We start from the raw sequence: 23224 nt of genomic DNA, 5'->3' as shown, positions 1-23224 counted from the left end.
GGCACGACCAACGCGCATTGTCTCCGATTTATGGCAGTAAAAAACCGACACTTCCCACGGGCAGTGTCGGTTTTTTTCAATCTCAAACAGCCCATCACTCAAACAAGTTGTGATGCAGTGTTTGCACCACTTTTTCGGCATCACTGCCCGGAATCAGGAAACAGAGGTTATGGCTGCTGGCCCCGTAGCAAATCATGCGAATATTGAATGGGTCGAGTACGCCAAATACCTCTTTGCCCACACCGCAAGATTGTGACAGGTTATTGCCGATAATCGCCACCAGCGCCAGACCCTCCTCTACTTCCACCCGGCACAGAGAAGATAGCTCAGTCAGCAGCGAGGTGGTCAGCAGGCTACCTGCCGTTGATGTCGAGCCAGTCGTATCCAGTGTCAGCGCCACACTCACTTCTGAGGTGGTGATCAAATCCACCGAGATATTGTGGCGCGCCAGAATGTTAAACACTTCGGCCAGAAAACCGCGCGCATGGAGCATGTTCAGGCTATGCAGGGTCACCAGCGTCTGATTGCGACGCAGCGCCAAGGCACGGAATAGCGGTGGGTTTTCGGTTTCGTTGCACACCAAGGTGCCACCCGCGGCGGGATCTTTGCTTGAGCCGACAAACACCGGGATGTCGCTGCGCACGGCCGGTAACAAGGTGGCCGGATGCAGCACTTTGGCCCCAAAGGTCGCCATTTCGGCCGCCTCTTCAAAGGCGATTTTATCGATGCGTTTTGCTGATGGCACGACTCGTGGGTCAGTGGTGTAGATCCCCGGCACATCTGTCCAGATATCAATGCGGCTGACATTAAGCGCTTCGCCCAGCAGTGCGGCGGTATAATCACTGCCACCACGGCCCAGAGTGGTGGTACGGCCTTTGCTTTCGCTGCCGATAAACCCTTGAGTGACGACAATGGCGTGTTGGATACGCGGGGCCAATTGGGCCTGAGCCAACTCAGCCAACACCGTGGTATCCGGCTCTGCGCGGCCAAAACGGTCATTGGTGCGCATGATTTTACGCACATCAAACCACTCTACCGCCACTTGACGCTGGCGCAGCAGTTCGACAAACAGCAGTGTTGACATCAACTCGCCGTGGCTGACCAACTCATCCGTCAGCGCCGCCGAGGTCGCCAGACTGGCCGCTTCAGACAGCATGGCGATATTTTCCAATAGGCGACCAATCTCTTCGCGAATCACCACTGGATCAGCCAGTTTAGCGAGAATGGTATCCTGAATCCGGCGGATTTCATCCACATGCTGCTCGCGCTGTTCTGGCTCGCAGCCATCAGCAAGGGCGACCAACAGATTGGTGATCCCGGCAGAGGCCGACAAGATCACCAAGCGAACATCCGGGTTCGACAAAACCACATCAGCGCTGCGGCTCATGGCATCAAAATCAGCCACACTGGTACCACCAAATTTGGCCACCACGGTCGCAGAGGGCGTGCGGTTAGTCTGTTGTTGCATAGCGGAAATCATCTAAAGCCTCGTGTCAGGGATGCCATCTTGGGTGGTCATCTATATTTTTCTCTGTACAAGGAAATAACGGGTTATCCACTTTCTGTCAATGATATGGCTATGAGGTATTTTCATCTTTAATAATTAGCGCCGCCATATCACTAAATTAACTGAAGACTGGTTGAGATGTGGGCGACTGCTAAGATTGAAACGCTTAAGCCGAATTGGCGTGGCAAGAAAACAGGGATGAGATCAAGTGTTGTTTCGAGAGATAACACCTATCGCAAGAAAAGAGATCTCAATCACACCCGAACAGGATACAATTAGTCCATTCGTTTCATTATCCTTAAGCCTAGAAGAGCGCCGCTATGAAAAATATTAATCCTAGTCAAACCGCTGCCTGGAAAGCGTTACAGCAACACTTTGAACAGATGAAGGACGTCACCATCCGTGATCTGTTTGCCAAGGACGACCAGCGTTTCAGCCAGTTTTCAGCTACTTTTGACGATCAAATGCTGGTGGATTTCTCTAAGAACCGCATTACCCGTGAAACCATGGAAAAGCTGCAAGCTCTGGCGAAAGAAACTGATTTAGCTGGCGCGATTAAGTCCATGTTCTCCGGTGAGAAAATCAACCGCACGGAAGACCGTGCCGTGTTGCATGTGGCGCTGCGTAACCGCAGTAACACGCCGATTGTCGTGGATGGCAAGGATGTGATGCCAGAAGTGAATGCGGTGCTGGCTAAGATGAAGCAGTTCTGTGATCGTGTGATCAGCGGCGACTGGAAAGGCTATACCGGCAAAGCGATTACCGATGTGGTGAATATCGGCATCGGCGGCTCAGACCTCGGCCCTTACATGGTGACCGAAGCGCTGCGCCCTTACAAAAATCATCTGAATATGCATTTCGTTTCTAACGTGGATGGCACCCATATTGCCGAAACGTTGAAACCGCTGAACCCAGAAACCACCCTGTTCTTGGTCGCCTCGAAAACCTTTACCACCCAAGAGACCATGACCAACGCCCACAGTGCGCGCGACTGGTTCCTCTCTACCGCCAGTGATGTGCAGCATGTGGCTAAACACTTTGCGGCACTGTCTACCAATGCTAAAGCGGTCGGCGAGTTTGGTATTGATACCAACAATATGTTTGAGTTCTGGGATTGGGTCGGTGGCCGCTACTCCCTGTGGTCCGCGATCGGCTTGTCTATCGCGCTGTCAGTGGGCTTTGAGCACTTCGAAGCGCTGCTCAGTGGCGCACATGCCATGGATAAACACTTTGCGGAAACCCCAGCCGAGCAGAACCTGCCTATCCTGCTGGCACTGATCGGTATCTGGTACAACAACTTCTTCGGCGCAGAGACCGAAGCTATCCTGCCTTATGACCAATATATGCACCGTTTCCCGGCTTACTTCCAGCAGGGCAATATGGAGTCCAACGGTAAGTATGTGGATCGTAACGGCAATCCGGTTGATTACCAGACTGGCCCTATTATCTGGGGTGAGCCGGGCACCAACGGTCAACATGCGTTTTATCAGTTGATCCATCAGGGCACTAAATTGGTTCCTTGTGACTTTATCGCTCCGGCTATCAGTCATAACCCGCTGAGTGACCATCACGCCAAACTGTTGTCCAACTTCTTCGCGCAAACGGAAGCACTGGCGTTTGGTAAATCACTGGCTGAGGTTGAAGCTGAATTCGCCGCTGCCGGTAAAACGCCGGAACAAGTGGCCCATGTTGCGCCGTTCAAAGTGTTTGAAGGTAACCGCCCAACTAACTCCATCCTGCTGCGCGAAATCACGCCGTTCAGCTTGGGGGCGTTGATTGCGCTGTATGAGCACAAGATCTTCACCCAAGGGATTATCCTGAACATTTACACCTTCGACCAATGGGGTGTTGAGCTGGGTAAACAACTGGCTAACCGCATTTTGCCTGAGTTGGCGGATGATAAAGCGGTGACCAGCCATGACAGTTCCACTAATGCGTTGATTAACCGTTTCAAGAACTGGCGTTAAGCTACAGGCTTAAGCTCTTTGATCCGTGCTTATTAGCCTCTTACTCAGTAAGGGGCTTTTTTTCGGCCCGGGTTATTTTACTGACTTAAAGTAGGGGTATTTATGGCCAAAAATTCGCGTTCGCAGTGGATAGCTAAAAATCTACAACGGTTGTTGAATGTGGGGTTGATTGTTTTGGCCGCGATTTTGGTGGTTTTCCTGATCAAAGAAACCTTCCATCTGGGCAAAGTGTTATTCGTGAATAATCAGGATACGTCCTCTTATATGCTGATTGAGGGGATTGTGATCTATTTCCTCTATTTCGAGTTTATTGCCTTGATTGTGAAGTATTTTGAGTCGGGTTATCACTTCCCGCTGCGCTATTTTATCTATATCGGCATCACCGCGATTATCCGGCTGATTATTGTCGATCATGAAAACCCGATTGATACACTGATTTATTCCGCTTCAATACTGTTGCTGGTGGTGACGTTATATTTAGCCAATACCGAAAGATTGAAAAGAGAGTAGTTTTTTAATCATAAAAATGGCGGCCATTGAGGCCGCCAAAGACACAGTACCAGAGGGAAAAAAATACCCTTCTTACTTGAAATTGTAGCGTTGTTTACTGCACTCTCTCACCCGAATCACTGACTTGAGTCAGCTCATCGGGATTCACTCGTTTGTTGCCTAGCTACAATTCCAATTACTTTGGGTATTGGGTGATGAAATTTTGAATCTTTAACCTTTCACACCACCGGCGGTTAAGCCTCCCACCAGCCAGCGCTGTGCCAGCAGGAAGACGGTGGTGATTGGAATGGCGGAGAGCACGGCGGCAGCGGCAAAGTCGCCCCACAGGTAGTTTTGTGGATTCAGATATTGCTGCATTCCCACCGCCAGGGTGTAGCTATCGACATCCCGCAGTAGCAAGGAGGCGACCGGAACCTCGGTGATGGCGGCAATAAACGACAGAATAAATACCACGGCTAAAATCGGCACCGACAGCGGTAACAGCACCAGTCGGAAGGCTTGCCATGGGGTCGCACCGTCCAAGGCGGCGGCTTCTTCCAGTGAGTTATCAATGGTTTCGAAGTAGCCTTTGATGGTCCAAACATGCAGTGCGATACCGCCCATATAAGCAAAGATCACCCCGCCATGGGTATTCAACCCAATAAATGGCATATATTGCCCGAGGCGGTCAAACAGGGCATACAGTGCCACCAGTGACAGCACCGCAGGGAACATCTGGAAGATCAACATGCCTTTCAGTAAGGTGCTTTTACCGCGAAAACGCATACGGGCAAAGGCGTAAGCACAGGTGGTGGAGAGTGTCACAATACCTATCGCGGTGATCACCGCAATCTTGATGGAGTTCCATAACCACAGCATCACCGGGAAGGGCGGTGGGGTGATGCTGCCATCAGCATGGGTTACACTCATGCCGAGGGCCAATTGCCAGTGTTCCCACGAAATTTGATCAGGGATCAAGCTGCCAGTGGCAAAGTTACCGGGCCGCAGCGAAATGGCAATGACCATCAGCAGCGGGAACATAATTAGCGCGATAAAGCACAGCATCAGAGAGTGCGCGCCCAATAGACGCAAACGCTGGGATTTAGGTTGAACCATAGCCATCTGCCTCTCCTCCTTAGTCAAAATTCATTTTGCTGGCTTTCAAATTCAGTATCGCGAGTGCGGCGACCAGAATGAAAATCAGCGTTGCAATCGCGGCCGCCAGCCCGAAGTCCTGCCCGCCGCCCCCTTCAAAAGCGACACGATAGGTGTAGTTGACCAGCAGGTCGGTATACCCCGCCGGGGTACTGGTGCCAATCATATCCGGGCCGCCTCGGGTTAATAACTGAATCAGCACGAAGTTATTAAAGTTAAAGGCGAAGCTGGCAATCATCAGCGGTGTCAGCGGCTTAATCAGTAGCGGGAAGGTGATCTTGAAAAAGTTCTGGAAAGGCCCAGCCCCATCCATCGCCGAGGCTTCATACAAGTCATCAGGAATCGCTTTTAACAGCCCCATGCAGAGGATCATCATGTAGGGGTAACCGAGCCAAGTATTCACAATCAAAATCATGCTCTTGGCGGTGAGAGGGTCACTGAACCATTCGGGTTTGATGCCAAATAGCTGATTCAGCATCAGGTTAATCTCCCCGAAGCTTTGGTTAAATAACCCTTTGAAGATCAAAATAGAGATAAATGAGGGAACCGCGTAGGGCAGTATCAGCATCACCCGATAGATGGCTTTCCCTTTCAGAGCATCCCATTGCACCACACAGGCCAGCACCATGCCGACGGCAACGGTCAGGATGACACTCAGGACCGAGAAGAGGATGGTCCAGATAAAGATCGAGATAAAGGGCTTTTGGATACCCTCATCTTGCAGTACCCGCAGGAAGTTTTTCCAGCCGATGGTGATGGTAAATCCGGGGCTGAGCTTTTCATTTTCCCATTTTCCATCCGCATTGATGGCTTGATAGAAGCCGGTCTCCAGATTGGGCCGGTATGTCACGCCTGTCTGCTGATTTTTCAGCTCTTTGCCGTCAGCGGCTAAGGTGTAGAGCGGGCTGGTTTCGGCGAATTGGCGCAGCGAACTCATGCGCAGCTCACCGCCATTGGGCAGGATAGCTACTAGCCCACCGAGTGCCTGACGATTCTGGGTAATGATCCGCAGCGAGGCGGGTTCACTGGTTTGTTCCGCGCTGGCGGGGGTGACTTTCACTTGCTGCTCGCCGGCGGCATTAAAGCTAAACGGCTCGGAGATCAGCACGGTATTGTTATCGGGATTGGTCAGTTGCAAGCGCCACTGGTTATCACTGGGATAGAGACCAAAGGTATAGGTTTTACCGGTTTGGAACTGCCGGTCCATCAAGACGGATTGGGCGCGCTCGAAGGTTAATTGGTTGGTGCTACTGTAGTTGGTAAAAGCGATGGCGATGGTGCAGATCAAGGGGAACAGCACAAACAGCCCCATTCCTGCCACGCCGGGATAAACATAGCGCCAGGCATAAGCGCGGCGATTAGCGAAAACATACAACCCCAGACTCACCAGAATCAGCGTCACTATGGCAAAAAGATATTCACCTTGAGCATACATCAACAGGATCAAATAGCAGGTGAACAGACTTAATACGCTGATAACCAGCCATTTAAGTGCATCACTCTGCCACCAGGCGGCTTTCTTTTTACGGCTTTGGGATAACTGCATAATGTTCCCTTTCGCACTCTTCGGACTTGACGTTGCAGCGGTGTTGGCTCTTTACCTGCAACGTCAATGACGTTAAGTATGGTTAAATCTGTATTAGGGCACGGCGAACCGTGCCCCTTGGCAGGTGAAAACGTTATTTAACGATACGGGCTGCCGCGTCGTTCAGTGCGGCTTCCACAGTCTGACGCCCAGTGATGGCGTTTAACACCGCACTGCGGGTGGCATACCAGAAGGCGGCCATTTGTGGAATGTTCGGCATGATTTCGCCTTTGGTGGCGTTATCCATGGTGGCGGCAATACGCGGATCTTTTGCCAGTTGTTCTTGGAATGATTTCAGTGCCACCGCGCCCAGAGGTTTGTCTTTGTTAACTTCAGCCAGACCTTGGTCGGTTATCAGGTAGTTTTCCAAGAATTCAGTCGCCAGCTCTTTGTTCGGGCTGGCGGCGTTGATACCGGCAGTCAGCACACCGACGAACGGTTTAGACGGTTGACCATGGAAGGTGGGTAGCAAGGTCACGCCGTAGTTGATTTTGCTCTTATCAATGTTAGACCAAGCCCAAGGGCCATTGATGGTCATCGCGGTCTCACCTTTGTTAAAGGCGGCTTCGGCGATGGAGTAATCTGTGTCTGCATTGATGTGCTTGTTTTTCACTAGATCGACGATAAATTGCAAGCCCGCTTTAGCACCGGCATTGTTCACGCCGACGTTTTTCACGTCGTAAACCCCGTTTTCAGATTTGAAGGCATAACCGCCGTCAGCGGCGATAAGTGGCCACGTGAAGTAGGGTTCTTGCAGGTTCCACATGATGGCGCTCTTGCCATTGGCCCGCAGTGTTTTATCCAGCGCTGGGATCTCTTCCCATGTTTTCGGTGCTTCTTTTACCAAGTCTTTGTTGTAAATCAGCGACAGTGCTTCAACCGCCACTGGGTAGCCAATCAGCTTGCCATTAAAGCGAACCGCGTCCCAAGTGAATGGGAACAGTTTGTCTTGGAAGGCTTTTGATGGGTGCAGCTCTGCCAGCAGGCCAGATTGTGCGTAGCCGCCAAAACGGTCATGCGCCCAGAAGATAATGTCCGGGCCATCGCCGGTTGCTGCCACTTGTGGGAATTTCTCTTCCAGTTTATCTGGGTGCTCGATGGTCACTTTGATGCCGGTATCTTTCTCGAATTTCTTACCGACTTCTGCCAACCCGTTGTAGCCTTTATCGCCATTGATCCAGATAACCAGTTTACCTTCTTCAATCTTGGCAAAAGCAGAGGAGGAGAGCACCAGCGTGGTTAACGCTGAAAGAGCCAAAACGCGTGCGGTCTTACCAATGCCGGATTTTGTGAAGCTGCGAGTCATAATCCAATCCTTTTATCCAATTTTGTGGGTACTCACTTTCTTGAGAATCATTAGCTGTTATTGCTTTAGCCTACCTTCAGGCCATATCGCCGTGAATGACTCAGTGAGGAGGTGTGGCAGCGCTGCAAAAAATGTTGAGCTGCAAGCCAGTTATTGCACTGACCAAAACATTACGCTGACATATTGAGTCACAACCGGACACAGCATCATCCTCCCCCCCTCTACGCCCCCCGATGAGTTATTGTGACCCACTTAACATTGCTGCCTATTCTGTGGTGTCAGGCACAATAATGCAGGTCGAAATTTGCAAGGCAGATCACGTATTTGTATTTACAGTGGAACTTCTGCCTACCCCAGTCGTTCTCTCATCCTCCTATCTCCTCCCCCATGAAAAACTTTGTTACGGATGATTACCTAATGGTGTCACTCCCGCATTATCGCCAACATTGAAAAACGGCACCGCCACTGAAACTGCGCCAGCAGCATAGAAACATCGTTACCAACAGAATGCGGTGGTTCGGTTAATTATTACCCAGCCAGATCAAGACGTTGAAGCGTTAATAAACGCGTAGCCCTATACTCAGGCCGCGACGTCGTCCGGGGCAACCGGCTCAAAGCTTGGCGGAACGACGCGTAGCAAGAGAGTCATCAGGGCTGGGAGTTATCGATGGGTTATGCCGGGATTTGCTTCCGCCATTTTTCTTCATTCAGGTTTTTATGAAAAGTTGTTTGCGCAAGCAAAGGAGTAACAGATGGCTAATGTCACGCTGAGCGGCGTTTATAAAGCCTTTGGTGAGGCTGTGATTTCCCGAGATATCAATCTGGAGATCGATGACGGTGAGTTTGTGGTGTTTGTTGGCCCATCCGGGTGTGGAAAGTCAACGCTGCTGCGGATGATTGCCGGTCTTGAGGACATTACCTCGGGTGAGTTGTTGATTGGTGGTAAACGGATGAACGAAGTGCCGCCTTCAGAACGCGGCATCGGCATGGTGTTTCAGTCCTATGCGCTTTATCCCCACCTCTCTGTGGCAGAGAACATGTCGTTCGGTTTGAAACTGGCGGGTGCAAAGAAAGCGGAAATTAACCAGCGGGTGAATCAGGTAGCAGAAGTGCTGCAACTGGCTCACCTGTTGGACCGGCGGCCAAAGGCGCTATCAGGCGGCCAGCGTCAGCGGGTGGCGATTGGTCGCACCTTGGTGGCTGAGCCGGATGTTTTCTTGCTCGATGAACCGCTATCCAATCTGGATGCCGCCCTGCGGGTGCAGATGCGCATTGAGATCTCGCGGCTCCACAAGCGCCTGCAACGCACCATGATTTACGTCACCCATGATCAGGTCGAAGCCATGACGCTGGCCGACAAAATTGTGGTGCTGGATGCGGGCAATGTAGCGCAGGTGGGTAAGCCACTTGAACTCTACCACTACCCAGCCAATCGCTTTGTCGCGGGCTTTATCGGCTCGCCAAAAATGAATTTTTTACCGGTTAAAGTGACCGCCGTTGAACCTCATCAGGTGCAGATCGAACTGCCAAATCCTAATGGCCAGTTAGTGTGGCTACCGGTAGAAGGCACTCGGGTTCAAGTCGGCGCGAATATGTCTTTGGGTATCCGCCCGGAACATCTGCTGCCAAGTAATGCTTCTGAAGTCACGCTAGAAGGCGAGATTCAGGTGGTCGAGCAGTTGGGTAACGAGACTCAGATTCATATCCAAATCCCGGCAATACGTCAAAACCTGGTCTACCGCCAGAACGACGTGGTGCTGGTAGAAGAAGGTGCAACATTCTCCATCGGTCTGCCGCCACATCGTTGCCACCTTTTCCGTGAAGATGGCACCGCATGTAAACGGCTGTACCAAGAACTGGGCGTCTGATGATAGCAGCGCCCGATGACGGCAAATGTTAAGCACGCATGCCGACAGGCAAATATAACAGGAGATTTCTGATGACGACTCTGCGCAAGTTACCGATAGCACTGGCTGTTGCCGCTGGTGTCCTTTCCACTCAAGCCATGGCGGTTGATTTCCACGGGTATGCTCGTTCTGGTATCGGTTGGACCGGAAGCGGTGGCGAACAACAATGTTTCAAAACGACAGGTGCCCAAAGTAAATATCGTCTGGGTAACGAGTGTGAAACTTATGCGGAACTTAAATTAGGTCAGGAGTTGTGGAAAGAGGGCGATAAGAGCTTCTACTTCGATTCCAACGTGGCATATTCCGTTTCACAACGCGATGACTGGGAATCGACTACCCCCGCATTCCGCGAAGCCAACGTGCAGGGCAAGAATCTGATCGAATCGTTGCCGGGTGCCAACATGTGGGCTGGTAAACGTTTCTACCAACGTCATGATGTCCATATGATTGACTTCTACTACTGGGATATTTCTGGTCCTGGTGCAGGTTTAGAGTCAATTGATCTGGGCTTCGGTAAATTATCTGTGGCAGCAACCCGTAACTCCGAAGCGGGGGGTTCAAGTGCTTGGATCAACAATCAACAAAAATTTGCCGAACACACGATTAACGATGTGTACGACGTGCGTTTAGCCGGTTTAGAAACGAACCCCGGCGGCACACTGGAGTTTGGTGTGGATTACGGTCGCGCCAATACCCAAGAAGGTTACTCGTTAGCACAAGATGCCTCGAAAGATGGCGTGATGCTGACCACGGAACATACCCAAAGCATGATGGGTGGCTTTAACAAATTTGTTATTCAGTATGCCACTGACTCTATGACCTCCTACAACAGCGGCCATTCACAAGGGACATCGGTGAATAACAACGGTCATATGCTGCGTGTCATCGACCACGGTGCCATCAATCTGGCCGAGAAGTGGGACATGATGTATGTCGCGTTGTACCAAGATACTGATTTGGACAACAACAACGGCAACACTTGGTACAGCGTGGGTGTGCGTCCAATGTACAAATGGACCCCAATCATGAGTACCTTGCTGGAAGCGGGCTACGACAATGTGAAGTCACAACATACCGGCGAGCGTAACGGCCAGTACAAACTGACTTTGGCGCAACAATGGCAAGCAGGCGACAGCATCTGGTCACGTCCGGCTATCCGCGTCTTCGCCACTTATGCCAACTGGGATGAGAAGTGGGGCTACAACGACACCACTGGTGTGGCGCAAGATGGCACCATTGATACCAACAGCCGTGGTAAGAGCAACGAAGTCACCTTCGGTGCACAATTCGAAGCTTGGTGGTAACAGACGTGGCGCAGCCGTCCTTTGGGGCGGCTGTTCTATTTTGATTCCCGTTTTTAACAAGATAAAGCGATGTACCCGTCATACCTCGAGTTGCAGCCAACGCACATGTAGCTCGAAGTATGACGGGTAAATTGGTTAACTCTGCCAACCTTGCCTGTGCACAGTTAGCGCCGACGCTCAATGTATGAGGGTATAACAATGAAAAAGAATCTGCTGACACTCTGTCTGGCATTGGCTCTTGGGGTGACTGCACCTCTGGCAGCCGCAGACTCAACTATTTCTCCGGCGAATGTATCAATCGCGCCGACGATCAGTACCGCCACCTTACAGCAGTTGCCGTGGCAGCCATTAGTGCCGCCCGCGACGCAAGATATCAAACTGACAACCGCCAGCCCGCAAATCTCGCAAGGGAACATTGACGGGGCGGTTGCGGCCTTTGCACTGCCCGCCGACCGTGGATCGATGGAGATCACGCTCAGCAGCTTAGTGACCGATAACCAACTGTTCTCCCCCAGCGTATTGGTGCTGGACGAGCAAATGCGCCCAGCGGCTTACTATCCCTCCAGCTATTTCACTTATGAAAAAGCGGGCATCATGACCAATGATCGCCTACAAGGGGTGATGAAACTGACGCCAGCGCTGGGCCAGAAACAAATTTATCTGCTGGTGTACACCACGCGTGAAGATTTGGCAAAAACCACCAAACTGCTTGATCCAGCCAAGGCTTACGCCATGGGTGTCGGTAACGCAGTGCCCGATATTCCCGATCCTATTGCCAAACATACCCCCACAGGCAACCTGAAAATCAAAGCCACTGCCGAGCAAGGCATGGGTAATGTCATGATTGGCTTGATTCAGTCAGCACCGGCTTCGGCCCCTGTGGTGGTGGGCAGCACAGCTCAACCCGCAGCGGTAGCGGCCCCAACGCCAGCAAAACCAGCGGAACCGATGCTGGGCGAGACTGAAAACTACTTCAACCAAGCGATTAAAGACGCGGTGAAAGCCGGTGATGTCGATAAGGCGCTGAAATTGTTGAACGAAGCGGAACATTTGGGCTCAACTTCAGCCCGAAAAACCTTTATTGGTAGTGTAAAAGGCAAGGGTTAATTCCCGGCACTGCCGAATATGGCTGGATGGTTGGTGCGCTTTGGCGCACCTTTTTTATTGGGGTTTATAAGCGGCTACTGCGCGTCGTCATACTGAGCTTGTGCAGTGCTCACAAAATACCTGCATTTTGAACGCCCTTTAGGGCGGCCCGTAGGGGGAGCGTAGCGAATAAACTCCTCACGTACTACGTGTACGCTCCGGGTTCTGCGCGCTGTACGCACTCAGTCTGACTTAGCTCGCTACGCCTTATTTTGCTGTGGTATTTCCCAATAGGCGGCTACTGCGCTTTGTTCCGCTAAATGCTTCACTCAATATCGAGCGGAGAGGATAGGCAGAAGAGTAAAGCGTCCGCGCCAGGGATGGCGCGGCTCGAGCCTCCAAGGAGGGATTAACGGCGTCTTTACGATCTGCCTGTTCTCTCTGTGACGTGCACCAATCTTCTATTCTGTCTTTCTCTTTCCACTGAATATATCTGAGTTAATTGCTTGTTGTGGTAATGATAATCAGATGCCGCCACTGCCACATTCTGCGCTACAATGGGGCTCTATTTGGTCACTGTTTTGTCCCCAGCAGGGAGCGAGTCGCATGTTTACCGGCGATGCATCAATTTTGAAACCTATCCAATGGTGTGCCATTGAGCAGCCAAATATTCCCACTGACATCGCTGACTGGCTGATGGAGTTGGGGTCGATGACTCGGCGTTTTGAGCAACATTGCCAGCGGGTACACGTCGAACCTCAACGGGAGTGCTTTATTACACGCAGTGAGTTAGGTGAAGATGCTGAGTATTTACCGGTAAGTGAGCGCTATTGGCTGCGGGAAATCATTTTATGTGGTGATAATGAACCTTGGCTACTGGGCCGCACCCTGATCCCCGAGGAGACGCTCTCTGGCCCTGACCGCGCACTGGTGGATCTCGGCACCTTACCCCTTGGGCGCTACTTATTCGGCGGCGATAATTTAACCCGAGATTATATTCAAGTAGGGCGTCAGGAGGCTCTTTGGGCGCGCCGCTCATTGCTGCGCCTCTCTGGCAAGCCCTTGTTACTGACTGAAGTTTTTTTACCGGCCTCGCCGCTTTATTCGGTTCCAGCCGGTTGATGTGGCGGTGAGATTTAGGAGATGGATAAATTGAAGGGAAGTATTGTTCAGAGCAAATGGCTGGCCTATTGCCGTTTGATGCGCATTGATAAACCGATTGGCTCTTTACTGCTGCTGTGGCCGACTTTGTGGGCATTATGGTTGGCGGGGCAAGGTATCCCTGAAACTCGAATACTGATCGTTTTTGTCTTGGGGGTCTTTTTCATGCGTGCCGCCGGTTGTGTCGTCAATGATTATGCTGACCGCCATATTGATGGCTTTGTGAAACGCACCGCCTCCCGTCCACTGCCCAGCGGAATCATCAGTGAAAAAGAGAGCAAAATCCTGTTTGTGGTTTTGGTGTTACTCTCGTTTGGCTTGGTTTTAACCCTCAATCGCATGACCATAGGGCTATCGCTGGCGGCATTGGCACTGGCTTGGGTCTACCCGTTTATGAAGCGGGTCACCCATCTGCCGCAGGTGGTCTTAGGCGCGGCCTTTGGCTGGTCAATCCCGATGGGCTTTGCGGCGGTCAGTGAAAGTTTACCTCTGGTGTGCTGGCTGCTATTACTGGCGAATATCTGCTGGACGGTGGCTTACGACACGCAATATGCCATGGTTGATCGTGATGACGACCTAAAAATCGGCGTTAAATCCACCGCCATTTTATTTGGTCAGCATGACAAACTGATCATCGGCTTGCTGCAACTGGCGACACTGTTGCTGATGGTGGCTATCGGCTGGATGATGAATCTAGGCGTGGCATTCTACTGGTCAATCTTACTGGCGGGGGCGCTGTTTGTTCATCAACAGAAGATGATTGCCAAGCGCGAGCGTGATGCCTGTTTCCGTGCATTTCTGAACAATAATTATGTCGGGCTGGTGCTGTTTTTAGGCATTCTGGCGAGTTACCTGTAAAAAAATGGCCAGATGATCAGTCTGGCCACTCTCATTCTTTCGCTGAAGGATCAATCTGCCGATTTATCCTCTGCTTCAGGTTCCGGCAATTGATTGCTGGTTTCGGCTGGCATACTGACACTCTCAATCGTCAGCTTCACTTCTGGTGTCATCAAGGCGCTCAGCATGTTATACACTTCCAGCGTATGTGCCTGAACAGCATCACCGCTATCACTGATATAACCCTCTTCACGTAGAGTCCCGACCAGCGTTGAAAATACCGCTTTATCAAAGAATTCCGGTGCATTAATCCCATGCAGAACAGACAAACGCTGTGCCATGATGCGGCTCTCTTTCTCCAGCGCCCCACGGTTGATGCTAGGGTTGGCACTGAGCAGCGACAGTGTAATCGCATAGCGTTGCAGTGTCTCCCGCACCCCAGCGGCCAATAATTGCAGCGGACGAATACGGGCTGGATTCAGCACCAATTCGTTACCTTTATCGCAAATTAGCTGCTGGCGAGCCAGCTCATCAATCAGGGTATCCAGTGTCTGCGGTAACTGCTCTTTGCTGTAGTGCAGGAACAGTTCCGCTTTCAACATCGGATAAATTATGCTGATTTGGCGCAACAACTCGGCGCGGGTAATGCGACGGTGGTACATCACCATGCTGGCAATCAGCGATGGCAACATCAGCAAGTGCTGGATATTATTGCGATAGTAGGTCATCAGCACGGCTTGTTCCCGTGGCAGAATGATAATGTCACCGATATTGTCTTTCTCCACCTCAAACTTATTCATATTCAAGGCGTGATTGAGTAACTCTTCCGGTGTTTTATCCGGCACGGTGACATCTTTCGCGTAAGGCACATTGCGCATCAGTTGCAGATAGCAATCGAGTTGCTCAAGCAGTTGCTCGCGGGTCAGTGAACGCTGACGCGAAGCTAACAATGCTGTAGAGCAGAGATTCATGGCATTGGCGGCGGCCGCATTGTTGATTCTGACCATAATCTGACCAGCTAAATCATTCACCGCTGGCGTCAGCCAGCTTGGGCGCTGTGCTTCAATCGGATCAATTGCTTCCCGCCATTGCGGCACATTGGTATTCAGATAGGTGGTTAACGGGATCGGCTCACCAAAGTTAACGTAGCCCTGACCGAGATTCCGCAGCTTGCGCAAACCACGCAGCATCTGCAACAGACTCTCTTTCTCTTTGGTCGCACCGCGTAGCTCTTTGGCGTAAGTGCCCACTTCCATCACATGCTCGTAGCCGATATAAATCGGCACCAAGGTGATAGGACGCGAACCGCCACGTAACATGGCCTGAATGGTCATCGACAGCGTGCCGGTTTTTGGTTCCAGCAGGCGACCCGTCCGCGAACGGCCCCCTTCCACAAAGTATTCCACGGAATAACCACGGGTAAACAGCTCGCCCAGATATTCACGGAACACCGTCGAGTAGAGTTTATTGCCCTTAAAGGTGCGGCGAATAAAGAAAGCCCCTAGACGGCGGAAAATCGGACCAGCAGGCCAGAAGTTAAGGTTAATACCAGCCGCAATATGTGGCGGTACCAGCCCTTGATGATAGAGCACGTAGGAGAGCAGCAGATAATCCATATGGCTGCGATGGCAAGGCACATAGACGATTTCATGACCATCTTGCGCCAACTGCCGTACGCGCTCAGCATTATGGACATTAATGCCCTGATACAAGCGGTTCCACGTCCAGCTCAACACCCGGTCAGACAGGCGCACGGCTTCATAAGAGAAGTTTGCTGCAATCTCTTCCATCAGCGTAATGGCATTCTGCTGTGCTTTCTCATGGGAGATTTTCTTGGTCCGTGCTTCATCAGCCACGGCTTTTTCAATCGCCTTAGAGGCGAGCAGTTTCTGGAACAGATCCTGACGGGCTGGCAGGCTTGGGCCTACTGCCGCCAAGCGTTGGCGGGAGAAGTGCATCCGTGCCACCCGTGCCAGTTTGTGGGCAATGGTTTTATCCGTGCCGTGTTCGCTGGCCATGCGGCGCAGTGAAACCGTGGTTGAGAAACGCACAAAACTATCGCGCCCCAGCCACAAGACGGCAAAGAATTTTTGTATGCCGTTGAGTACGCGCAGATGCGGCGTACCATGACCTTCACGGCCTGGCGAGCGGCCAAACATCACAGAAACCGGCAGCATCTGGATATCCAGTGCTGGGTTATTGCGGTGCAGGTCCAGATAATCGTGGAAGAGTTTTACCGACTCCTGTTTCGGCGCGTAGTAGCGAAAGACCCTTGGGCCATTATCGATAAACACGTGGCTGGGAAGTAGCACGCCATCGATCTCCAATGGAATCAATGGGTCGGGCAGATCCAGCGCCTGACACTGCGCTCGCAAAGTCAGCAAATCAGCCTTAGAATTGTAAGGCAAAACGTACAGAATAGGACGAGACGGGTCTAACCCTAACTCAGTCACAGGATCTGCCGGAATAACCTTGCTTTTTACCAACAATTTAAGTGGTAAATTCAATAACTTATAATATATTTTACGCCAACCTGACATAACTACATGAAGCCTCTTGTTAGCAATTCATCGCAAGGATACCAGAAACTGGTTTTTAGATCTGTGGTGATGAGACAACAGAAAGCGGTAAAAATCATCATCTACTTAAGATAAAGGCAATAAAACATGGCGAACCAATCAACAGGGCTAACTCGAATCTATAAAGCAGCGGGTTATTCTGCGAAAGGCTTAAGTGCTGCATGGAAGAATGAAGCGGCTTTTCGTCAAGAAGCGGCCGTGGCCATTATGGCGATCATACTGGCGTTTTGGCTGGATATAGGGGCGATAACGCGTATTTTATTAATTGGCAGTGTCGTATTAGTGATCATTGTTGAAGTGATCAACAGTGCCATTGAAGCCGTGGTAGACCGGATCGGCAGCGAGTTCCATGAGCTTTCCGGACGAGCGAAAGATATGGGGTCCGCCGCTGTATTTTTAGCTATTTTGTTAGCCATTTTTGTCTGGATAACCGCACTTTGGCACCATTTGGGTTAATGTTATCGCGACTCACAGGGGGGTGAGTTAATAACAGGAAACAAATAAGCTGTGATTAATCCCTGTTTTTGTTCACTCTTTGGTTTCCAACACCCGCTTACCTGTATATACTCACAGCAAGACTGTATAAACAAACAGGGGGCGGAATGAAAGCACTTACTACCAGACAGCAAGAGGTTTATGACCTGGTTCGCGATCACTTAGCGCAAACCGGCATGCCACCGACCCGTGCCGAAATTGCGCAGCGTCTGGGGTTTCGCTCTCCTAACGCCGCTGAAGAGCATTTAAAAGCACTGGCCCGTAAAGGCGTGATCGAGATTGTCTCTGGCGCTTCCCGTGGCATTCGTTTGCTGATGGAAGAAGAAGATGGCCTGCCACTGATTGGGCGGGTTGCCGCAGGTGAGCCTCTGCTGGCACAGCAACATATCGAAGGGCACTATAAAGTCGATCCCTCAATGTTTAAACCAAGCGCAGATTTTCTGTTGCGGGTCAATGGGATGTCGATGAGAGATATCGGTATTCTGGATGGTGACCTGCTGGCGGTACACAAAACGCAGGATGTGCGGAACGGGCAAGTCGTGGTTGCACGCATTGATGATGAAGTCACGGTAAAACGCTTGAAAAAACAAGGTAATATCGTACAGCTTCTGCCAGAAAACAGCGAATTTCAGCCGATTGTTGTCGATCTGCGCGAGCAAAACTTCACCATTGAAGGATTGGCCGTTGGTGTCATCCGTAATGGCGACTGGATCTGACTTTAGTGTTTTATGTTTAGTTAATAAGCCGTTCCTGCTCAGGAGCGGCTTTTTATTGTTTATGCTCAGTGAGCCTAACTAATGACTTTTCTACTTCAAACACGCTTCAAACACGACGATATATTTAGATTGAGATGATTCCGACAAATAAGCTATTACCTGCTGTTTTTACTGCGCTTTATTAGCGCTTATTTCTATATATTGGCTGTGATCTCAGCGTTTAATATATTCAAAACTTCTAATATTAGCTTCCTCTGCTATAGTTATTTCTACGGTAAGCAAAACAATGAAGCCTAATTTAAATTATGAAGCTGAGTAATAATATAAATTAGATTGTTATTTATTCGTAGCGAATATTTATCGTATTGAACTCACTAAACTGACTAATCCCAAGGTAACGGAGATATTATGAATAAAGATCAAGCCGACGGTAACTGGAAGCAGATTAAAGGTAAAGTGAAAGAGAAATGGGGCAAGCTGACTGACGATGACCTGAAGGTGATTGAAGGCAAGCGTGACCAACTGGTGGGTAAAATTCAGGAGAAATACGGCTATCAAAAAGAGCAGGCCGAAAAAGAAGTCAAAGCTTGGGAAGACCACAGCAAGCATCGCTGGTAACAGCGTTAAAGGGATGTAAACTGATGTTGGTATCAATTGATCGGATCTGATTTCACCCAATGAATGCTTTAATTTAAACTGACAACTTCCTGTTAGCACGTTATTTATGTAAATGGCAGTGAAGTCAGTGACTCTGTTTTAATTAAGCCACTCTATTGATATTCGATGTATACCACCATAAGCACAAGGATGTGTAATATTAGAAGACTCAGGCTTCATAATCTAATTATATATCCGCGCCTATGTTTATTATATTAGGCTTAGGTATTCAGGTATTTATTACTCAACGCCATTCAATACTGACGCCTTGTGGGCGACAGTCTATTCGCTATCACCACTGAGTTACCTCTTTTTGCTCACAATCGAGTGGTCGTGATCGCAGTGATCATGACTTTCACAGGCTTCAACAACCCCGCATTCAGCACATAAACCGTGAGCTTCAACCACACTATGGCGCAGTGTAAAACCAGACTGTTTTGCTAATTGCGCTAGCGCTTCTTCGATACCCACAGTAGTACGTTCTGTCACTATCTTGCAGCGATCACAGATAAACAGTGCTGAAGTATGGGTTGGCTCTTCAAAATGATGGCACAGCACATAGCTGTTCGCTGATTCTACACGGTGAATAAAACCTTGTTCTAGTAAGAAATCCAATGCGCGATAAACGGTGGGTGGCTTCGCCTGAGGTTCCGAAATGCGCAGCAGATCCAACAAATCATATGCGCTGATTGCACCCGGCTGTTGAGCCATTAAACGTAATACTTCAAGACGTTGCGGTGTCAGCCGGACGTTCCGTTGTTGGCACAAGCTTTCAGCCTGAGCCAGCAGTTTTTCCTGATTGATAGGGTTCATCATTTACATCCCGCAGCATTCGAATTGAACTGATTTTACCATATTTACTGTTAATCGCCGATAGATGAAAAAGTGGGAGGAAGGCGGGTATCACAATTCTAGTAAGTCACCGCCAGCCTCAATATCAATTTATGGCTCCACTATCACACGGGCAGCCATAACAAGGTTCTATGGTATAATCGCCAGTTCCATCCCTTTGCCTTGTTCACTTAGTGAGCAAATCAATGGATAATAGATGCAGTAATCACAGATGAAATCACAGTAAATGCACGAAGCTCAGACATTTTCCAGCACTCAGGCCACTAAGCCGCCATACCCCCTACAGCGTTTCTCCGTCGCGCCGATGCTCGATTGGACAGATCGCCATTGCCGCTATTTTCATCGGTTGTTGACCAAACAAACATTGCTCTATACCGAGATGGTCACCACCGGTGCCATTATTCATGGTAAAGGCGACTATCTGGCTTATAGCGAACAGGATCATCCTGTGGCGCTACAACTTGGTGGTAGCGACCCGCAGGCATTAGCGCAGTGTGCCAAGCAGGCTGAGTTTCGCGGCTACAATGAAATAAATCTGAATGTGGGTTGCCCCTCTGATCGGGTGCAAAATGGTCGTTTTGGTGCCTGTTTAATGGCTGAGGCCAATCTGGTTGCTGATTGCATTAAAGCCATGCGTGACGTGGTTTCTATTCCGGTCACGGTAAAAACCCGTATTGGGATTGACCAGTTGGATAGCTATGAGTTTTTATGCGAATTCGTGCAAACTGTCGCTGAGCAGGGGGAATGTGATATTTTCACCATCCACGCCCGAAAAGCTTGGCTCTCTGGGCTTAGCCCGAAAGAGAACCGCGAAGTGCCGCCGCTGGATTATGAGCGGGTTTATCAGCTCAAACGTGATTTCCCAGCACTGACCATCGCCATTAACGGCGGGGTGAAAACGCTGGCTGAAGCCAAAGAGCATCTCAAGCACCTTGATGGGGTGATGATGGGACGCGAGGCCTATCAAAATCCAAGTATTTTGACGCAAGTGGATCGCGAGCTGTTTGACTCGAATGCCCCAGTGGTTGATAGCGTTAAGGCCATTGAAGCGCTTTATCCCTATATCGAGCAAGAGCTGTCACGGGGTGCCTATCTCGGCCACATCACCCGCCATATTTTGGGTATTTTCCAAGGCATCCCCGGTGCACGTCAGTGGCGTCGTCACCTCAGTGAAAATGCACATAAGCCCGGTGCAGATGTCTCCGTCGTCGAGCAGGCGTTGGCGCTGGTCACTCGTCCACAGCAAAGTTCACTATAAGTTAGTCAAATTGACCAATGCCTACCTGTTTTTTGGGTAGGCTATGTTGATTAAATCACTAATAAAATCAATCGATTAGATTGGATCTCTAATTTGGCACGTTTCTTGTAATAGCCTTGATAAAATCCCTATTTGTGCCGTGATATTTGATGGTGCGGTACGAGGGAAATAAACAGTGAGTGAGGAGCTAGCCATGTTCGAAATTCTTTTTGTTATCGGTTTTTTCATCATGTTGATGGTGACCGGTATTTCCTTATTAGGGATATTTGCGGCTTTACTGGCTGCGGCGGCTTTTATGATGGTCGGCGGGTTATTTGTCATGATGATTAAGCTGTTGCCATGGCTGATTCTGGCGATCGTCGCCGTCTGGCTCTGGCGTTCGATGCAGAAACCAGCCGTCAGACGTTACTAAAATTTTACTTTCTTGCGGCAGCGATCACAGCCTGAAAGTTTAGTAGGATGAATCTGAGGGAAAACGTATTTTTTCTCCAACGTGCTTGTTAGGATGCTACGCAATACGATTTGGTATCACATTTTCATCCCTGCCAGAGGTAAAAATAGCCGTATAAACGGCAGTTAGTTCTGGTGGAATACTCTGCTGTACCCCTACATGTGCATCAAAGAAAATAGTGTAACCAGAGCCTCTGTCGTAGAGGCTCTGGTTATTACTTTTAATGTCATACTTAGCGAGCAAAGTACTGTGCTCGCTAGGACTTAATACCCATATCAAAGATTAGAAAAGAATCTCTCATAGTTAGCTATGATATACGCTATTTGCGCATCAAAAGCCTCTTTGGCCATTTGCTTCTCTGTTTCATCTTTACATCTATTTTTGATATCAAAATAGCTCTGTTGCATTAATTGAACAGAAACATCCATCGACTTTTGAAATGCGGATAAGTTATTATTTTCGCCGTAAGCTTCTAATAGAAGGTCAAACTTCTCATCAGCAAAATCGCGTAACATTTGGAATTCTATATTGTTTATTTTATTATCACGGTAAATGTTATTTAGTAATACATTTATATCTCTATTATGTTCAGAATGACTCATGGTTAATCCTCATAAAGTAAAGTTAATTTATATTGTTTGGGTGTTACCGTTTGAGAATATATAGTTAATGGTGTGGAGGCAATCAGGGTTTATTTAACTAGGGCTTGAAAATAATAAGAAATAATTTTTTTAATAAGTTCTAATTTAAATATTGGATAGCGATATTTGCTATCCAATATTGGCGAACTCATTCAAAGAAACAGCAAATTTAAGGAATCAACAAGCTGGATCCTGTCGTCTGGCGGTTCTCTAATATTTCATGGGCACGACGTGCATCTCGTAGCGGGAATTGCTGGTTTTTAGCCACATCAACATTAATCGCGCCGCTGGCTATCAGTGTAAATAGCTCATGGCTGGCAGTTTCCAGCTCTTGCCGATTAGTGACATACGCATTGAGCGACGGGCGGGTCACATACAGCGCGCCTTTTTGGTTCAGCGTGGCAAGGTCAATACCGGTCACCGGGCCGGAGGCATTACCGAAGCTGACCATCAGACCTCGGCGCTTGAGGCTGTCGAGTGAGTCCAGCCAAGTGCTTTTCCCCACCGAGTCATAGACGACACCCACTTTTTCGCCATGAGTCAGTTCAGCAACCCGCTCGGCAATATTTTCTGTGCGATAGTTAATCGTCGCCCAAGCTCCGGCGGCTTTTGCCAACGCCGCTTTTTCATCCGAGCCGACACTGCCAATCAATTTTGCACCTAGTGCTTTTGCCCATTGGCAGGCAATTAATCCGACACCACCTGCCGCCGCATGGAATAAGAATATTTCGCCGGGTTTGATTTCATGGGTCTGACGCAATAAATATTGGACTGTCAGCCCCTTAAGGAATGATGCCGCCGCTTGCTCGAAAGAGATCTGCTCAGGGAGCAAGGCTATTTTCTCAGCCGCGACATTATGCACTTCGCTGTAAGCGCCAAGGGCTGACTGAGCGTAGACCACCCGATCCCCCACTTTTAAGCTACTCACCGAGGAACCCACTTTCACGACAACGCCAGCAGCCTCTGTCCCCAAGCCGCTTGGGAAATGGGCTGGCGGATATAGCCCGCTACGGACATAAGTATCAATATAGTTAATGCCGATTGCTTTGTTTTCGACCTGAACTTCATCTGCTGCGGGATCTGTCGGTGTAAAATCAAGGTATTGCAGCACTTCAGGCCCGCCAGTGGTGGTAAATTGAATATGCTTTGCCATGTTAGCTCCTCGATGTGGGTGTGTTTTCACCCTACAGGGTTCTGCGTGGGTAGCCAAGATCTGGCTAAGATCGATAAGTGATAGGCAATTCATAATTACCCCTTCGGATATCATCGCG

Annotated in this window: 20 protein-coding genes and 1 pseudogene; 13 read left to right on the top strand and 8 right to left on the bottom strand. The window is 49.7% G+C overall.

The window, feature by feature from the left end:
* Nucleotides 1-94: 94 nt before the first annotated feature.
* A complete protein-coding gene (gene lysC, locus HRD69_RS03545) occupies nucleotides 95-1480 on the bottom strand; it encodes a lysine-sensitive aspartokinase 3 (RefSeq protein WP_032815504.1) in 1386 nt (461 codons plus the stop codon).
* Between the two features lie 347 nt (nucleotides 1481-1827).
* Here lysC and pgi point away from each other — a divergent pair, with 347 nt between their 5' ends.
* Both pgi and psiE read left to right on the top strand, forming a co-directional pair.
* Nucleotides 1828-3474, top strand: a complete 1647-nt coding sequence (gene pgi / locus HRD69_RS03540) for a glucose-6-phosphate isomerase (protein WP_004877667.1) — start codon at nucleotides 1828-1830, stop codon at nucleotides 3472-3474.
* A gap of 102 nt (nucleotides 3475-3576) precedes the next feature.
* Entirely contained in the window at nucleotides 3577-3984 is a 408-nt protein-coding gene (gene psiE / locus HRD69_RS03535) for a phosphate-starvation-inducible protein PsiE (protein ID WP_004877665.1), read from the top strand.
* Nucleotides 3985-4194: 210 nt separating this feature from the next.
* Here psiE and malG read toward each other — a convergent pair whose 3' ends face one another.
* The 3 genes from malG to malE form a co-directional block, all read right to left on the bottom strand.
* A complete protein-coding gene (gene malG, locus HRD69_RS03530; protein WP_004876363.1) occupies nucleotides 4195-5085 on the bottom strand; it encodes a maltose ABC transporter permease MalG in 891 nt (296 codons plus the stop codon).
* Between the two features lie 13 nt (nucleotides 5086-5098).
* Complete coding sequence (malF, locus tag HRD69_RS03525; RefSeq protein WP_004876365.1) at nucleotides 5099-6664, bottom strand: maltose ABC transporter permease MalF; 1566 nt, start codon at nucleotides 6662-6664, stop codon at nucleotides 5099-5101.
* Between the two features lie 133 nt (nucleotides 6665-6797).
* Nucleotides 6798-8009, bottom strand: a complete 1212-nt coding sequence (gene malE, locus HRD69_RS03520) for a maltose/maltodextrin ABC transporter substrate-binding protein MalE (RefSeq protein ID WP_004876367.1) — start codon at nucleotides 8007-8009, stop codon at nucleotides 6798-6800.
* Between the two features lie 512 nt (nucleotides 8010-8521).
* On the opposite strand from malE, the pseudogene HRD69_RS20555 reads away from it, so the two are divergent.
* The 6 genes and pseudogenes from HRD69_RS20555 to ubiA all read left to right on the top strand — a co-directional run bounded on the left by HRD69_RS20555 (nucleotide 8522) and on the right by ubiA (nucleotide 14325).
* A pseudogene (locus tag HRD69_RS20555) lies at nucleotides 8522-8758 on the top strand (hypothetical protein).
* 3 nt (nucleotides 8759-8761) lie between these two features.
* Nucleotides 8762-9877, top strand: coding sequence for a maltose/maltodextrin ABC transporter ATP-binding protein MalK (gene malK, locus HRD69_RS03515; RefSeq protein ID WP_004876368.1), 1116 nt, complete (start codon nucleotides 8762-8764; stop codon nucleotides 9875-9877).
* A gap of 71 nt (nucleotides 9878-9948) precedes the next feature.
* Entirely contained in the window at nucleotides 9949-11220 is a 1272-nt protein-coding gene (locus HRD69_RS03510) for a maltoporin (RefSeq protein ID WP_004876371.1), read from the top strand.
* 198 nt (nucleotides 11221-11418) lie between these two features.
* Nucleotides 11419-12327, top strand: coding sequence for a maltose operon protein MalM (gene malM, locus HRD69_RS03505; RefSeq protein ID WP_004876372.1), 909 nt, complete (start codon nucleotides 11419-11421; stop codon nucleotides 12325-12327).
* 585 nt (nucleotides 12328-12912) lie between these two features.
* A complete protein-coding gene (gene ubiC, locus HRD69_RS03500) occupies nucleotides 12913-13428 on the top strand; it encodes a chorismate lyase (protein WP_004876373.1) in 516 nt (171 codons plus the stop codon).
* 30 nt (nucleotides 13429-13458) lie between these two features.
* Entirely contained in the window at nucleotides 13459-14325 is an 867-nt protein-coding gene (ubiA, locus tag HRD69_RS03495; protein WP_032815132.1) for a 4-hydroxybenzoate octaprenyltransferase, read from the top strand.
* A gap of 50 nt (nucleotides 14326-14375) precedes the next feature.
* On the opposite strand, the gene plsB is transcribed toward ubiA, so the two are convergent.
* Nucleotides 14376-16844 carry a glycerol-3-phosphate 1-O-acyltransferase PlsB gene (gene plsB / locus HRD69_RS03490; protein ID WP_004876376.1) on the bottom strand — a complete coding sequence of 823 codons (2469 nt, stop codon included), beginning with the start codon at nucleotides 16842-16844 and terminating at the stop codon, nucleotides 14376-14378.
* Nucleotides 16845-16970: 126 nt separating this feature from the next.
* Between plsB and HRD69_RS03485 the strand changes: the two genes are divergently transcribed.
* The 3 genes from HRD69_RS03485 to HRD69_RS03475 all read left to right on the top strand — a co-directional run bounded on the left by HRD69_RS03485 (nucleotide 16971) and on the right by HRD69_RS03475 (nucleotide 18712).
* A complete protein-coding gene (locus tag HRD69_RS03485; protein ID WP_004876378.1) occupies nucleotides 16971-17339 on the top strand; it encodes a diacylglycerol kinase in 369 nt (122 codons plus the stop codon).
* A 146-nt stretch (nucleotides 17340-17485) separates the two neighbouring features.
* Complete coding sequence (lexA, locus tag HRD69_RS03480; RefSeq protein WP_004391854.1) at nucleotides 17486-18094, top strand: transcriptional repressor LexA; 609 nt, start codon at nucleotides 17486-17488, stop codon at nucleotides 18092-18094.
* Between the two features lie 408 nt (nucleotides 18095-18502).
* Nucleotides 18503-18712, top strand: coding sequence for a CsbD family protein (locus tag HRD69_RS03475; RefSeq protein ID WP_004876383.1), 210 nt, complete (start codon nucleotides 18503-18505; stop codon nucleotides 18710-18712).
* Between the two features lie 342 nt (nucleotides 18713-19054).
* Here HRD69_RS03475 and zur read toward each other — a convergent pair whose 3' ends face one another.
* Entirely contained in the window at nucleotides 19055-19564 is a 510-nt protein-coding gene (gene zur / locus HRD69_RS03470; RefSeq protein ID WP_032815125.1) for a zinc uptake transcriptional repressor Zur, read from the bottom strand.
* A 265-nt stretch (nucleotides 19565-19829) separates the two neighbouring features.
* On the opposite strand from zur, the gene dusA reads away from it, so the two are divergent.
* Together dusA and pspG are read left to right on the top strand one after the other, a co-directional pair.
* Complete coding sequence (gene dusA / locus HRD69_RS03465; RefSeq protein WP_004876387.1) at nucleotides 19830-20861, top strand: tRNA dihydrouridine(20/20a) synthase DusA; 1032 nt, start codon at nucleotides 19830-19832, stop codon at nucleotides 20859-20861.
* A gap of 193 nt (nucleotides 20862-21054) precedes the next feature.
* Nucleotides 21055-21273, top strand: a complete 219-nt coding sequence (gene pspG / locus HRD69_RS03460) for an envelope stress response protein PspG (protein WP_032815126.1) — start codon at nucleotides 21055-21057, stop codon at nucleotides 21271-21273.
* 314 nt (nucleotides 21274-21587) lie between these two features.
* Here pspG and HRD69_RS03455 read toward each other — a convergent pair whose 3' ends face one another.
* Together HRD69_RS03455 and HRD69_RS03450 are read right to left on the bottom strand one after the other, a co-directional pair.
* A complete protein-coding gene (locus tag HRD69_RS03455) occupies nucleotides 21588-21914 on the bottom strand; it encodes a hypothetical protein (RefSeq protein ID WP_032815127.1) in 327 nt (108 codons plus the stop codon).
* Between the two features lie 208 nt (nucleotides 21915-22122).
* The gene (locus HRD69_RS03450) at nucleotides 22123-23106 is read right to left on the bottom strand and encodes a quinone oxidoreductase (protein ID WP_004876394.1); all 984 of its coding nucleotides are present in this window, start codon (nucleotides 23104-23106) and stop codon (nucleotides 22123-22125) included.
* Nucleotides 23107-23224: the final 118 nt, after the last annotated feature.

Origin of the sequence: Yersinia mollaretii ATCC 43969 (assembly GCF_013282725.1) — a bacterium.
Lineage (GTDB): Bacteria > Pseudomonadota > Gammaproteobacteria > Enterobacterales > Enterobacteriaceae > Yersinia > Yersinia mollaretii.
The sequence above is the reverse complement of the archived record's forward strand: the minus strand, read 5'-3'. Positions and strand labels throughout refer to the sequence as shown.